Raw genomic sequence first — 14,135 nt, 5'->3', positions numbered from 1 at the left:
TTGCCGCACCATTGACTCTTGCCACGGCAAGGGCTAGAAGCCCGCCGCACACGTAAGCAAGGTCATTTGTAACGGATTCATCTCCACCGTCCATGGGCGTAAAATTCGAATGAGGGCTTTTTAAGGTCTTCGAAACGCTTGGATGCGCGCGCGGCTTGACGTAAGCTGGTACTCGCAAATCACTACAAAAAGGAAAATTTCCATGAGTGTGCGTGTATCTGGTAAACATATGGAGATCGGTGAATCTTTCCGCCAGCGGATCGAGGACAATATAGGTCTGGCGGTTACCAAATACTTCGATGGGGGGTATTCAGGCCAGGTGACCGTGGAGAAGTCCGGATCGCGTTTTGCCGCGGACTGCAAGCTGCATCTCGATACGGGCGTTGTGTTGCATGCGGCGGGTCAGGCAAATGATCCGCAGGCCAGCTTCGATGCCGCCGCAGAGCGGATCGAGAAGCGCCTGCGCCGCTACAAGCGCAAGCTTAAGGACCACCACAATGGTGCGAATGGCGTGTCGCAGGAAATCGCCTATACGGTGATGGATGCTATTCCCGATGAGGACCACGAGGTTCCTGAAGATTACGCACCCACCATCGTAGCGGAGAGTTCGAAACAGATTAAGACAATGTCCGTCGCCAGCGCCGTGATGGCGCTCGACATGACGGACGAACCGGTTCTGCTGTTCCGCAGCCCGGGCAAGGAATATCTCAACATCGTTTACCGGCGTCATGACGGCAATATTGGCTGGATCGACGCGGAAACGATCAAGAGCTGAACAGTCTGACAAGACGTGGGAGGCAGAGCGCGAAAGCGTAGCTGCCTCCTGCATCGTCTCGATGGCATGAAGGAAAAAGAGAATGGCGTTGGCAGATTTGCTGCAACAAGATGCGATTATTCCCGCCCTCAAGGTGAATTCCAAAAAGCAGTTGCTTCAGGAGCTGGCCGCAAAGGCAGCCAGAATTACCGGAGTCTCGGAACGGGAAGTTTTCGACGTCATCCTCCAGCGTGAGAAACTCGGCTCCACCGGTGTGGGCCACGGCATCGCCATTCCGCATGGCAAGCTCAACAGCATCCATCAGATCACCGGCGTCTTCGCACGTCTTGAAACACCGGTCGATTTCGAAGCGCTGGACGACCAGCCGGTCGATCTGGTTTTCCTGCTGCTCGCGCCCGAGGGCGCCGGCGCGGATCACCTGAAGGCGTTGTCCAGAATTGCACGCGCCCTGCGCGACCCTGAACTGGTCGCCAAGCTGCGCGCCACCGATTCCGACACCGCAATCTACGCTTTCCTCAATCAGGAGCAGGCGACGGCGGCTTGATCGCAGGCTAACTCCTTCTGTTTAACGGCAATAAAAAACGCGCCCTGAAGGCGCGTTTTTTATGACGTAAGGATAGATGCCTTACGCGTCTTTTTCATTGAGAGACGAGGTGCCCGGCTCGGCCGATGCGGCAACTTCCGCCTTCGGGCCGCCCTTGGCAACGCCGACCATTGCCGGGCGCAGGACGCGGTCGCCAATGGTGAAACCGGCCTGAACGACCTGAAGCACGGTATTGTTCGGAACCGCCGGATTCGGAATTTCGAACATGGCCTGATGGAAATTCGGGTCGAACTTCTGGCCCTCGGCATCGATCTTCTTCACGCCGTGGCGTTCCAGCGTCGACAGCATCGAACGTTCCGTCATCTCGACGCCTTCGATCAAACCATTGAGACCGGCTTCGCCATTGGTCTTGAGTTCATCGGGAATGGCTTCAAGCGCGCGGCGAAGATTATCGGAAACGGCGAGCATATCGCGCGCGAAACCAGCGAGCGAATAGGCTTTCGCATCCTTGACATCGCGTTCCGTGCGACGGCGAAGATTGTCCATTTCGGCCGCAAGGCGCAGGAACTTGTCACGCAGGTCGGCATTTTCAGCCTTGAGCAGCTCGACCGGATCAGGTTCGGCAGCGTCAATCGGCTCTTCCCCGGCGAGCACGGGTTCGACAAACTCTTCGGCGACGTCCGCGTCAGGTCCGGGCTTTTTTGTATCGTCGGTCATGACGTTCTCCAGATTTGAATATGTTGGTTGCGCCCGATATCGAGCTTTGACGGGCAAAAATCAAGGCTTGCGGCGAAAAGCTTGCCGCATTCCCTGACCTTGCCGGTCTGTCCTATCTCTGCTTGCGGGAAAGGCGGGCCATGATCTGCGCCGTATAGTCCACCATCGGCACGATACGGGCGTAATTCAGACGGGTCGGGCCAATGACACCGACCGCACCCACGACACGATTATCCTCGTCACGATAGGGCGCGACGATCAGCGACGAACCGGACAGCGAAAACAGCTTGTTTTCCGAGCCGATGAAAATCCTGACCCCCGAGCCGCTTTCGGCGAGATTGAGGATTTCGATGAGATTTTCCTTGCGCTCCAGGTCGTCGAACAGCAGGCGCACCCGATCGATATCTTCCTCACCGGCGAGACCTTCGAGCAGGTTGGAGCGACCGCGAACGATGAGACGGCCAAGCTTGCCTTCCTCGTTATCTCCCGCCCATACCGCCAGACCACGCTCCACGAGGTCCTGCGCCAATATGCCGAGTTCCGATTGCAGCTCCGCCCGCTGCGTCTGAAACTGACCGCGCAACTCATGCAGCGTCTGACCGGAGAGATGGGCATTGATGAAATTCGCCGCTTCGGTCAATTGCGACGAGGAGATACCGGCCGGCAATTCGATGATGCGGTTTTCGACCTGATTGTGGTCGCCCACCAGCACGGCGAGCGCCTTGGTGGGCTCCAGCCTTATGAATTCGACATGCTTGAGGATGACGTCGTTCTTCGCCGTCAATACGAGGCCCGCGCCGCGCGACATGCCGGACAGCATGCGGCTCGCCTCCGTCAACAGGCCTTCCAGCGACTGTTCGTGGCCGGCGACCGGCCCGATCTGACGGTCGATAGTCGCCCTTTCCTCGGCGGGCAGATCACCCACCTGCATAAAAGCGTCAACAAAGAAACGCAGCCCCGTCTGGGTCGGCAGGCGACCGGCGCTGATATGCGGCGAATAGATGAGGCCAAGCTCTTCGAGATCGCTCATGACATTACGAACGGAGGCGGGTGAAAGCGACATCGGCAACAGCCGCGACAGGCTGCGCGATCCGAGCGGCTCGCCCGTATCGAGATAGCCTTCGACGATGCGCCGGAAAATTTCCCGAGACCGTTCATCCAGCAGCGATGCCTGATCTTTTGATAGCGGTGCGGAAAAACCCATTTCGTCCGTTCTTTGTCGTTCAAACCAGCTCACATCAATATAATGCGTTGCAACGCCGCGGCAAAATGGAAATTGGCTTTGCAAAAGCCCGGACCTCGCCTTAGAAGGCAGGGACCAACATGGAGAGTGGATCATATGCGGCCTTCAGGCAGAAAAACCGACCAGATGCGCAAGGTTTCCTTCGAGCGCAATTTCTCGAAACATGCCGAAGGTTCCTGTCTCGTGAAATTCGGCGACACGCATGTGCTCGTCACCGCAAGCCTTGAAGAAAAGACGCCGCCGTGGCTGCGCAACAGCGGCAAGGGCTGGGTCACCGCCGAATATGGCATGCTGCCGCGCTCCACCCATGAGCGCATGAAGCGCGAAGCCGCTTCCGGCAAGCAGGGCGGTCGCACGCAGGAAATCCAGCGCCTCATCGGCCGTTCGCTGCGCGCCGTCGTCGATCTGCAGGCGCTCGGCGAGCGCCAGATCAGCATCGACTGCGACGTGATCCAGGCCGATGGCGGCACTCGCACCGCCTCCATCACGGGCGCATGGATTGCGCTGCACGATTGCCTGAAATGGATGGAAACCCGTAACATGATCAAGGTTGAGAAGGTTCTGAAGGACCATATCGCCGCGATCTCCTGCGGCATCTTCGCCAACCAGCCGGTGATCGATCTCGATTATCTCGAGGATTCCTCCGCCGAGACCGATGCAAATTTCGTCATCACCGGCTCCGGCGGCATCGTCGAGGTTCAGGGCACAGCGGAAGGCGCGCCCTTCTCGGAGGAAGAATTCCTGACGCTGCTCGGTCTTGCCAAGGCCGGTTGCAGCGAACTGGTCGCCCTTCAAAAACAGGCGATCGCCTGAGCCGACAGGAAAGCACCATGCGCAAGCTCGATACCAGAACGATCGTCGTCGCCAGCCACAACAAGGGCAAGATCGCCGAAATCGCCGATCTGATCGGGCCTTTCGGCTTCTCCGCCAAGTCGGCGGCGGAGCTGAATTTCGAAGAGCCGGATGAGACGGGTACGACCTTCGAGGAAAATGCCGCAATCAAGGCGCTTGCCTCCGCTAAGGCATCCGGCCTTCCGGCTTTGTCCGACGATTCCGGGCTGGTCATCGATGCGCTGGATGGTGCGCCAGGTGTCTATACCGCCAATTGGGCGGAAACGGCCGACGGCACGCGCGACTTCGCCATGGCGATGCAAAAGGTCGAGGATGCGCTGGCCGAGCGTGGCGCATCGAAGCCGGAAGACCGCACCGGCCGCTTCGTCAGCGTGCTGTGCCTAGCCTGGCCGGATGGGCATCTCGAATATTTCCGCGGCGAGGTGGAAGGCACGGTGGTGTGGCCGCCACGCGGAACGAGCGGTTTCGGTTACGATCCGGTCTTCAAACCGGAAGGATACGACACCACATTCGGCGAGATGAGCGCGGATGAAAAACACGGCTGGAAACATGGCGACGCCTTCGCGCTTTCGCACCGTGCCCGGGCGTTTAAAAAATTCGTAGAAACCTGCCTGGAGGCATGAACCCGATGGTCGGGGAGCATCAACTTTCTGCCCCCGGCGCGTCGCTTCTGCCGGATACGGGCGATCCCGGTTTCGGGATTTATCTGCATTGGCCCTTCTGTGCGGCCAAATGTCCCTATTGCGATTTCAACAGCCATGTCCGCCACCGGCCGGTGGATCAGGAACGGTTTACGGCGGCCTTTCTCCGTGAAATGGAACATATGCGGACGCTGAGCGGCCCGCGTGTCGTAACCAGCATCTTCATGGGCGGCGGCACGCCATCGCTAATGGACCCGCAGACGGTCGCGGCACTTCTCGATGGCGTCTCGCGCTTCTGGCATGTGCCGGATGGTATCGAGATCACCATGGAAGCCAATCCTTCCAGCGTCGAGGCGGAGCGTTTTCGCGGTTACCGCGCGGCGGGCGTCAACCGTGTCTCGCTCGGCGTGCAGGCGCTGAACGACCGCGACCTGAAGTTCCTTGGCCGCCTGCATGATGTTGCCGATGCCTTGAAAGCCATCCGGCTGGCGCGGGAGATTTTTCCGCGCATGTCCTTCGATCTCATCTATGCCCGCCCGAACCAGACGGTGGCCGAATGGGACGCCGAGCTGAAAGAGGCTGTCTCCTACGCGGTCGACCATCTTTCGCTCTATCAGCTGACCATCGAGGAAGGCACACCCTTTTACGGGCTGCACAAGGCCGGCAAGCTCATCGTGCCGGATGGCGAACATTCGGCCGTGCTTTATGAGGCGACGCAGGAAATCACCGAGCGTTACGGCATGCCGGCCTATGAGGTTTCCAACCATGCCCGGCCCGGCGCTGAAAGCCGTCACAACCTGACCTACTGGCGTTATGGCGATTATGCCGGCATCGGCCCCGGCGCGCATGGACGCCTGACGAGAGGCGCTTCCAAGCTCGCAACCGCCACCGAGCGCCACCCGGAAAACTGGCTCGAAACCGTTGAGCGGGAAGGCCACGGCATGGTCGATCAGGAACTGCTTGGCGTTGATGAGCAGGCCGATGAATTGCTGCTGATGGGGCTTCGCCTGCGCGAAGGCATCGATCTCGCCCGCTGGAGCGATCTTTCCGGCCGCGATCTCGATCCGGAAAAGGAGGAATTCCTCCTCCAGCACGGTTTCGTGGAGAGGCTCGGCAATTCCCGCCTGCGCTGCACGCCTTCCGGCATGCTTATTCTGGATGCGGTGGTGGCCGATCTCGCCTGCTGACGCTAGCCTCCACCCAGCTTTAGCCCAATAAACAAGACGACAAAAAAAGCGGCCCGAAGGCCGCTTTTTTTATGCGTTGTTTTCGTTGATCAGGCGTTTCAGCAGCTCGACCTCATGGCCGAGCTTGGTGTCGCCGGAAATCAGTTCCTCGATCTTGCGCACGGCATGCAGAACCGTGGTGTGATCGCGACCGCCGAAACGGCGACCGATCTCGGGGAAGGAACGCGGCGTCAGCATCTTTGCCAGATACATGGCGATCTGGCGCGGCTTGACGATAACGCGGGTACGGCGGTTGGACACCAGCTCCTGTCGCGACACATTATAGTGCTTGGCGACGATGCGCTGAATATCCTCGATGCGTACACGCTTGGCCTCACCCGTCCCGACGAGATGCGACAGCAGCTCATCGACACGATCAACCGAGAGGTTCGGCTCGAAGGAGCGACGGAACATCAGCTGGTTGAAGGCGCCTTCCAGTTCGCGTCCGCTTGCCGTCACGCTCTTGGCCACATGGGTCAGGATTTCATCCGAAATCTCGAAGGACGGATCGTCCTGACGTGCCGAGCCGAGGCGGCGGTTGAGCATTTCGTAGCGCATGTCATAGTCGGGACCTTCGATCTCGATGGCCATGCCGCCCTGAAGACGCGAACGGACACGCGGATCGAGCGATTCCAGCTCCCATGGCGCACGGTCAGCAGCGACCACGACCTGCTTGGCGCTGTCGAGCAGCATGTTGAGCAGATGGCAGAATTCGTGCTGGATCATCTTGCCCTGCAGGAACTGCATGTCGTCGATGACGAGCAGGTCGATATTGCGCAGCGTGTCCTTCAGCGTCAGCGCGTCATTGTCGCGGATCGCAGTGGCGAAACGCCACATGAAATATTCGGCCGTCAGATAGACCACGCGCGGATTGCGCGGGCTGTCGATGGCGGCATTGGCGATTGCCTGCAGAAGATGCGTCTTGCCGAGGCCGACACCCGCATGAATGAACAGCGGGTTGAAGCGCACGGCGCCGGCACCGGCTTCGGCGATCGTCTTTGCCGCCGCAAGGGCGACGCGGTTGGACGAGCCCTCGACAAAGGTATCGAAGGTGAAACGTGTGTCGAGCGGCGAACCGAACAACGGCCCGGAACCGCCCTGACGCAGGGTCGCCTGCGAAGCCGCAGGCTGTGCAGCAGGCGTCGCGGGCTGCGACGGAATGAAGGACTTGTTACGTTGAACCGCGCCGACCTCCGGAACGGGCTGCGCCCTTTCCTCGGTCTGAGCCGGACGGACCGGGCGGCTGGCCGAGCGGACCAGAATCTCCACCTTCAGCACATCCGGATCCTCGCTCTGGACGAGGTTCGTGATCAGATCCATATAACGGTTGTTGATCCAGGACTTCAGAAAGGTCGTCGGAACGGTAAAACGGACGACGCTTTTCGAAACGGAATGGAGTTTGAGCCGTGCAAACCAGCTTGCATAGACCTCCGGACCAACCTGTGCCTTGAGCCGCGCGCTAAAACGTTCAAACAGCGCATCGTGCGTCATTGCCGATTTGTCCCCTGCCGCATCTGAGCAAGCTGCATCACGCGTCTTTGGTGCGCGGTCCCCATCAGCCACCGCACCCATCGCCAAATTCAATTGCATATTGCCGCCTTTCAAATTGCCAATCATAGCCTGACGATCAAAGATCGATCGCCAGAGATCCCCCTCGTATATTTTTGCCTCCAGCGTTCCCCTCGAAAGAACGTCAAAGGCGACTACTCGTTTGCGAGCCGGTTATCCCATTTCCCTCCCCCTCATGGAGAGGCCTGCGACACGCTAAAACGCTCCTTTCGTTACAACCTTAAGGCGCATTCTTGAGGACAAAAAACTCCCGCCCGTTCCGGAGACCGAAACGGCACAAAAAGCTCCATGACCTGAAAAAACGGACCCCGAAAGACCCGCCAGCAAGAAGGTGAATATCGTCGATACGATCATCGAGATAATCTGTGGACTGAGATCCGCACCCCTTGTTGAAATGCATTTAGGCAGGATCGTGGGGAGAGATCAATGGCGTTTTTTCTGCAAAAACTCAGATCGGCCATTGACTCGCAAAGGCCGTTTTGCATCACCGACAAGGTGCGAAGCAGAATCGCTTATGAATCAATGAGATTCAATTTTGGCAATTTTTGAGAGCTGATTTTGGCAAAAAAATAAAAATCTTCTTGACTCAAAACTAGCCGCGACTTCCGTAGAGAAAGCCCCCGAGTTTTCCAGAGACCTCCAACAAGCTATTGTTTTTATTACAAATTTCCTGTCGTCCATCTGACATGCGTTTGTCACGTTACGGCAGCAATGGTTAACGGGCAGTTAGAATCACAAAAAGCCCGGTCAAAAGACCAGGCTTTTTGAATAATTATTTGTGATTAGCCGGATTAGGCGGAAAGAGCCTTAACGCGCTGTGCGAGACGCGACACCTTGCGGGATGCGGTGTTGCCGTGCAGAACGCCCCGGGTGGCGGCGCGCTGGATCTCGGGCTGAGCTGCCTTCAGAGCTTCGGTGGCGACTGCGAGATCACCGGAAGCGATGGCTTCTTCGACCTTGCGGATGAAGCCGCGAACGCGCGAACGGCGAGCCTTGTTGACTGCGGTACGGCGAGCGATCTTGCGGGTCGCCTTTTTCGCCGAAGTTGTATTGGCCATGTATGCCTCTCTTCGAATTCAAACCAAATTCCGCAACCATAGGATCGGGTCGTTCGAAGACCTCACGTAACCCAAGAATGCGGGAGTAATTTCGGACAAGCCGGATGGCTTTCCTTAACCGTGGGCGGGCATATACCGCTAAAGCTTACGCCCGTCAACGCGCAAAACGCTTAAAAGCGCCGATATTCCGAATCCTTAGCGATTCCGGAAAGCGGGTTTGCGCTTTTCCACGAAGGCGGCCATGCCCTCCTTCTGATCCACTGTCGCAAAGAGCGACTGGAAGGATCGTCTTTCATATCTCAGTCCTTCCGCAAGCGGCACCTCGAAGGAGCGATTGACGCTTTCCTTGGCCATGAGAACGGAAGCACGCGACAGGGAAGCGATGCGGGTTGCCGCCTCCACCGCCTCGTCCATGAGATTTGCAGCCGGCACGACACGCGACACGAGACCGGCCCGCTCAGCCTCCGCCGCATCCATCATACGCCCGGTCAGAACCAGATCCATGGCCTTCGCCTTGCCGACCGCCCGTGTCAGCCGCTGCGAGCCGCCCATGCCAGGGATGACGCCGAGGGTGATTTCCGGCTGGCCGAATTTTGCCGTGTCCGAAGCGATGATGAAATCGCACATCATCGCCAGTTCGCAGCCGCCGCCGAGCGCAAAGCCGGATACGGCGGCGATGACCGGCTTGCGGGTGGCCGCAACCTCGTCCCAGCCGCCGAGAAAATCGCCGACATAGGCATCGACGAAATCCAGCCCCTGCATTTCCTTGATATCGGCGCCTGCCGCAAATGCCTTTTCCGAACCGGTAATAATGATCGCACCGATGGAATCATCGGCGGAAAACGAAGACAGAATGTGCCGCAGCTCTTTCAGAAGCACCGAATTGAGAGCGTTGAGCGCCTTGGGGCGGTTGAGGGTGATGACACCCACCTCATCGCGTTTCTCGACCAGTATCGTTTCATAGTCCACGGCAATCTCCCCTTCCGGCACTCCGGCTCCGTTACTTCTGGCAGGCGGCGCAATAAAAGGTCGAACGACCGGCCTGCACCACCCTTTCAACCGTACCCCCGCAGCCGGGTGTCCGGCAAGGCTGGCCTTCCTGATCGTAGACCGAAAAGGAATGCTGGAAATAACCGAGCGTTCCATCCGTCTGTATATGGTCTCGCAATGAGGAACCGCCGGCGGCGATCGCATCCGCGATCACGTCGCGGATTTTCTCCGTCAGATCGACGAGCTGCGCTTTGGGCTTGCCACCTTTCGTCACCAGCGTTCCCGCCGCCCGCAAAGGCGAAAGATGCGCGCGCCACAGCGCCTCGCAGACATAGATATTGCCGAGACCGGCAATGACCTTCTGGTCCAGCAGCGTGCTTTTCAGGGGCTGGCTTTTACCTTCAAACCGGCTCGCCAGATAATCCGCGCTCAGCGCATTGCCTGTCGGCTCCGGGCCAAGCTCGGCAAAGGCAGGGTAAAGGTCGAGCTTGTTGCGCTCCACCAGATGCATGAAGCCGAAGCGGCGCGGATCATTATAAATGACGCAGACGCGCTCTTCTCCTTTATCCAGATGAAAGACGACATGGCCATGCTTGCCGTCTTTGGAACGGGCATGGTGAAACACGCCGGGTGCATCGCCGGCCTCGCCCGCTTCCGCCTCGATGCGGAACGAGCCGGACATGCCGAGGTGGGAAACGATGGTCAGCCCATCCTCCAGTTCGATCAGAAGATATTTCGCCCTGCGCCCGAGCGACAGGATCGTCTTGCCTTCGATAAGCGCTGCAAAATCCTGCGGGAATGGAAAGCGCAAATCGGGGCGGCCGAGATGGAGCCTGCGGACCCTTGCGCCTTCCATGGCGGGCGCAAGGCCGCGTCTGACGGTTTCGACTTCTGGCAATTCTGGCATCTGGCTTATCCGACAGTTTATCGTTAGGACCATGTGGTCTATACAGTGCACGCGAAATGTCGCGCCCAGGCGATGCGGCAACAGATAGCGTTGCCATGGCGTTTCCGCTATGGTCCGCCACGCAATAAATATGGAGACAGACGATGACCGACGCCCGTACCACTGCCCAAGGCGGCATGGAAACGTCCTATGGCTTCCACAAGGTGGACGAAGGCAAAAAGCAGGGGTTGGTCAACGAAGTCTTCCACAAGGTGGCCAAACGCTACGACATCATGAACGATGTGATGTCGGCCGGCCTGCACCGGCTGTGGAAAGACGCCATGGTCTCTTCGCTTTCGCCGCGCAAGGATGCGTCCTACAAGGTTCTGGACGTTGCGGGCGGCACCGGCGATATCGCCTTCCGCATCATCGAAGCCTCCAACCGTCTGGCGCATGCCACTGTTCTCGATATCAACGGCTCGATGCTGGCCGTCGGCGAAGAACGCGCGGCAAAAAAGAAGCTTTCCGACAATCTGACCTTCGTGGAAGCCAATGCCGAGGAACTGCCTTTCGAAGCAAACAGTTTCGACGCCTATACGATCGCCTTCGGCATTCGCAACGTACCGCGCATCGACGTCGCGCTGAAGGAGGCCCATCGCGTGCTGAAGCGCGGCGGGCGGCTGCTGGTGCTGGAGTTTTCCGAGGTCGAAATGCCGTTGCTTGACCGCGTTTACGACGCCTGGTCGTTCAACGCCATCCCGCAATTCGGCAAGATGATCACGGGTGACGCCGAGCCCTATCAATATCTGGTCGAATCGATCCGCAAATTCCCCAATCAGGAGGATTTCGCGACGATGATCCGCACCGCCGGCTTCTCCCGTGTCACCTATACCAATTACACCGGCGGCATCGCCGCCCTGCATTCCGGCTGGAAGCTTTAAGACCATGGCCGGCAGACGCAGGAGACAAGCATAAGCATGAGTACTTTGGGCGCATATTTCCGCCTCGCAAGGGTTGGCTGGGTTCTCGTGCGCGAAGGCGTCGTGCTGGCCCTGCCTTCCGATGACCTGCCTGCTCCCGCCCAATTGTTGAAAGCGCTGCTGAAGCCATTCGCCCGCAGCAAGGCGAAAAGGGCGCAGCGCAGCGACCGTCTGGCGGTGGCTGTGGAGCGGCTTGGTCCTTCCTATGTGAAGATGGGTCAGTTTCTCGCCACCCGGCCGGATGTGGTGGGCGCCGACTTCGCCGACGATCTCGCGAGCCTTCAGGACCGCATGGCCTTCTTCCCGGCGGCTGCGGCGAAGGCGAATATCGAAGGCTCGCTCGGCCGTTCGGTGTCCGATCTCTACAGGGAGTTCGGCGATCCTATCGCCGCCGCCTCCATTGCCCAGGTTCATCCGGCAATGGTGGATACGCCGAAGGGGCCGCGCAAGGTGGCCGTCAAGGTCATCCGCCCCGGCGTGCGCCAGCGTTTCCAGAACGACCTCGAAGCGATGTATCTGATCGCCGATCTGCAGCAGCGTTTCGTCCGCTCCGCCCGTCGCCTGCGCCCCGTCGAAGTGACACGCACGCTGGAGCAGACCACCAAGATCGAGATGGATCTGCGGCTCGAGGCCGCCGCCCTTTCCGAACTTGCGGAAAACACCAGGAACGATCCCGGGTTCCGAGTTCCCGAGGTCGATTGGGAGCGCACCGGGCGCGATGTCGTCACCATGGAGTGGATCGACGGCGTCAAGATGTCGGATATCGAGGGGTTGAAGGCCGCCGGCCACGACCTGAACAAACTCGCCGACACGCTGATCCAGTCCTTCCTGCGGCACACGCTGCGCGATGGTTTTTTCCATGCAGACATGCATCCCGGCAATCTCTTCGTCGATGCTGAGGGCGAGATCGTCGCCGTCGACATGGGCATTGCCGGACGTCTCGGAAAAAAGGAACGCCGCTTCCTTGCCGAGATCCTCTACGGCTTCATTACCCGCGATTACATGCGGGTGGCGGAAGTGCATTTCGAGGCCGGTTACGTGCCGGGCCATCACGATATAGCAAGCTTCGCCCAGGCGATCCGCGCCATTGGCGAACCGATCCACGGCCAGCCGGCCGAGACGATCTCCATGGGCAAGCTTTTGACGCTGCTATTCGAAGTGACCGAGCTTTTCGACATGGAAACGCGGCCGGAACTGGTGATGCTGCAAAAGACCATGGTGGTGGTGGAAGGCGTGTCGCGCATGCTCAATCCGCGCTTCAACATGTGGAAGGCGGCAGATCCGGTCGTCGGCGGCTGGATCAGGGACAATCTCGGCCCGAAACGCATCGTCACCGATCTGAAGGACGGCGTGAAGGCGGCCCTCAAGCTTGCCGAGGCAGCGCCGGAGATCGCCGCCAAGACGGAGAAGCTGCATTCCGAGTTGATGTATATGAGCGAGAACGGCCTACGTTTCGATGCGCAGACGGCTGAAGCCATCGGCAAGGCGGAAGCGCGCCACACCAAATGGGGACGGGCGGCACTCTGGGTCATAGCGCTGACGCTTCTTTACATTGCAATCAGGATAAGCTGAGCATCTCGGCACCGGTGAGTGCCATGTTTGTGTAATGCATTGGAGCGATAAGGGCCTGATCTCCAATCGAGACAGGTGATCGATGCGGGGTAAGGGCTGCTTTGATGCCTGCGCGGAATTGCGCCGGCGGTATAGACGGATGATGCCGGACGGGATTTGATTTTGATGGCAAAAGCGCAAGTACTGAAAGAGGCCCTTTCCTATTCTTCGTGGCCGCTGGTGTTCGTCGGCGGCCTTGTGGGGTCCTATTTCGCTTTCACGAGCAGCCATCCGATCGCGGCCTTTTTGACCGTTTATGCGGGCGCGGTTTTGAGCCTGTTTCTTCTCGAACGCTATATTCCCTACGAAATCCAATGGCTTGAGGGTGATGGCGAGACCGTGAACAGCATCGGCCACACGCTTTTGACGAAAGGGCTGGTCCAGCTCGCAGCCGCCGCAGCGGCAATCTTCCCGATGGTGACCGCCAATGTGCTGCAGCCGCTCGCCGCCATGCGTTTCGACCTCTGGCCGTCTCATCTGCCGATGATCGTTCAGGTCGCCCTTGCGGTGACGATTGCCGAATTCGGCCTCTACTGGTCCCACCGTATTGCGCATGAAACCGTATTCTTCTGGCGTTTCCATGCGCTGCATCACAGCGTCGTGCGGCTCTGGGTCGTCAATACGGGACGGTTCCATGTGGCCGATTCCCTGTTCAAGATCGCGCTCAGCCAGATTCCACTCTATTTCATGGGTGCGCCGCTACAGGTTTTCTGGTGGCTAGGTGCCGTTACCGCATTCATCGGTATTTTGACCCATTGCAACGTCGATATGAAAACGGGGCCGCTCGATTACGTGTTCAGCACACCGCGCCTGCACCGCTGGCACCATTCGAAGCAGCTTCCGGAAGGAAACACCAATTACGGCGAGAACCTCGTCTTCTTCGATCTGATCTTCGGCTCCTACCATAATCCCGACAGGCCTTCTTCCACCGATATCGGTATCAAGGGCAAGATTGCGAAAGGATTCCTGCCGCAGCTCCTGCAGCCCTTCACCAAGGAAGGCGTCCGCCAGATCATCGGCAAGGACACCAAACTGGACTGAAC

General features: G+C 58.8%; 14 protein-coding genes. 8 read left to right on the top strand and 6 right to left on the bottom strand.

Annotated elements, in window-relative coordinates:
* Positions 1 to 202 precede the first annotated feature (202 nt).
* Together hpf and ptsN are read left to right on the top strand one after the other, a co-directional pair.
* Positions 203 to 775, top strand: coding sequence for a ribosome hibernation-promoting factor, HPF/YfiA family (hpf, locus tag ACQZ60_RS01330; RefSeq protein WP_003520085.1), 573 nt, complete (start codon positions 203 to 205; stop codon positions 773 to 775).
* An 82-nt stretch (positions 776 to 857) separates the two neighbouring features.
* Positions 858 to 1,319, top strand: coding sequence for a PTS IIA-like nitrogen regulatory protein PtsN (ptsN, locus tag ACQZ60_RS01325; RefSeq protein WP_003503792.1), 462 nt, complete (start codon positions 858 to 860; stop codon positions 1,317 to 1,319).
* Positions 1,320 to 1,400: 81 nt separating this feature from the next.
* Here ptsN and grpE read toward each other — a convergent pair whose 3' ends face one another.
* Together grpE and hrcA are read right to left on the bottom strand one after the other, a co-directional pair.
* The gene (gene grpE, locus ACQZ60_RS01320) at positions 1,401 to 2,036 is read right to left on the bottom strand and encodes a nucleotide exchange factor GrpE (RefSeq protein WP_059759318.1); all 636 of its coding nucleotides are present in this window, start codon (positions 2,034 to 2,036) and stop codon (positions 1,401 to 1,403) included.
* Between the two features lie 112 nt (positions 2,037 to 2,148).
* Entirely contained in the window at positions 2,149 to 3,240 is a 1,092-nt protein-coding gene (hrcA, locus tag ACQZ60_RS01315; protein WP_020811203.1) for a heat-inducible transcriptional repressor HrcA, read from the bottom strand.
* Between the two features lie 135 nt (positions 3,241 to 3,375).
* Here hrcA and rph point away from each other — a divergent pair, with 135 nt between their 5' ends.
* From rph to hemW, 3 genes are read left to right on the top strand one after another with little or no spacing between them, the layout of a single operon-like run.
* Positions 3,376 to 4,092, top strand: a complete 717-nt coding sequence (rph, locus tag ACQZ60_RS01310) for a ribonuclease PH (protein WP_003503798.1) — start codon at positions 3,376 to 3,378, stop codon at positions 4,090 to 4,092.
* A 17-nt stretch (positions 4,093 to 4,109) separates the two neighbouring features.
* A complete protein-coding gene (rdgB, locus tag ACQZ60_RS01305; protein WP_003520089.1) occupies positions 4,110 to 4,754 on the top strand; it encodes an RdgB/HAM1 family non-canonical purine NTP pyrophosphatase in 645 nt (214 codons plus the stop codon).
* Between the two features lie 5 nt (positions 4,755 to 4,759).
* Positions 4,760 to 5,959 (top strand): radical SAM family heme chaperone HemW, encoded by a 1,200-nt coding sequence (gene hemW, locus ACQZ60_RS01300; protein ID WP_059759503.1) that lies wholly within the window; start codon positions 4,760 to 4,762, stop codon positions 5,957 to 5,959.
* 69 nt (positions 5,960 to 6,028) lie between these two features.
* Here the strand turns inward: hemW and dnaA are convergent, their stop codons facing one another.
* The 4 genes from dnaA to mutM all read right to left on the bottom strand — a co-directional run bounded on the left by dnaA (position 6,029) and on the right by mutM (position 10,522).
* A complete protein-coding gene (gene dnaA / locus ACQZ60_RS01295; RefSeq protein WP_003520091.1) occupies positions 6,029 to 7,489 on the bottom strand; it encodes a chromosomal replication initiator protein DnaA in 1,461 nt (486 codons plus the stop codon).
* 869 nt (positions 7,490 to 8,358) lie between these two features.
* On the bottom strand, positions 8,359 to 8,625 hold the full coding sequence (gene rpsT, locus ACQZ60_RS01290) for a 30S ribosomal protein S20 (protein ID WP_003493474.1): 267 nt from the start codon (positions 8,623 to 8,625) through the stop codon (positions 8,359 to 8,361).
* Positions 8,626 to 8,820: 195 nt separating this feature from the next.
* On the bottom strand, positions 8,821 to 9,594 hold the full coding sequence (locus ACQZ60_RS01285; RefSeq protein WP_003520092.1) for an enoyl-CoA hydratase: 774 nt from the start codon (positions 9,592 to 9,594) through the stop codon (positions 8,821 to 8,823).
* A gap of 31 nt (positions 9,595 to 9,625) precedes the next feature.
* On the bottom strand, positions 9,626 to 10,522 hold the full coding sequence (mutM, locus tag ACQZ60_RS01280; RefSeq protein ID WP_448734635.1) for a bifunctional DNA-formamidopyrimidine glycosylase/DNA-(apurinic or apyrimidinic site) lyase: 897 nt from the start codon (positions 10,520 to 10,522) through the stop codon (positions 9,626 to 9,628).
* A 143-nt stretch (positions 10,523 to 10,665) separates the two neighbouring features.
* Between mutM and ubiE the strand changes: the two genes are divergently transcribed.
* The 3 genes from ubiE (at position 10,666) to olsE (ending at position 14,133) form a co-directional block, all read left to right on the top strand.
* Entirely contained in the window at positions 10,666 to 11,442 is a 777-nt protein-coding gene (ubiE, locus tag ACQZ60_RS01275) for a bifunctional demethylmenaquinone methyltransferase/2-methoxy-6-polyprenyl-1,4-benzoquinol methylase UbiE (protein WP_003520094.1), read from the top strand.
* A 36-nt stretch (positions 11,443 to 11,478) separates the two neighbouring features.
* Complete coding sequence (ubiB, locus tag ACQZ60_RS01270; protein ID WP_142780077.1) at positions 11,479 to 13,053, top strand: 2-polyprenylphenol 6-hydroxylase; 1,575 nt, start codon at positions 11,479 to 11,481, stop codon at positions 13,051 to 13,053.
* Positions 13,054 to 13,218: 165 nt separating this feature from the next.
* Positions 13,219 to 14,133 carry an ornithine lipid hydroxylase OlsE gene (gene olsE / locus ACQZ60_RS01265; RefSeq protein WP_065654590.1) on the top strand — a complete coding sequence of 305 codons (915 nt, stop codon included), beginning with the start codon at positions 13,219 to 13,221 and terminating at the stop codon, positions 14,131 to 14,133.
* Positions 14,134 to 14,135 lie beyond the last annotated feature (2 nt).

The organism is Agrobacterium sp. 22-223-1 (assembly GCF_053522385.1).
The sequence above is the reverse complement of the archived record's forward strand: the minus strand, read 5'-3'. Positions and strand labels throughout refer to the sequence as shown.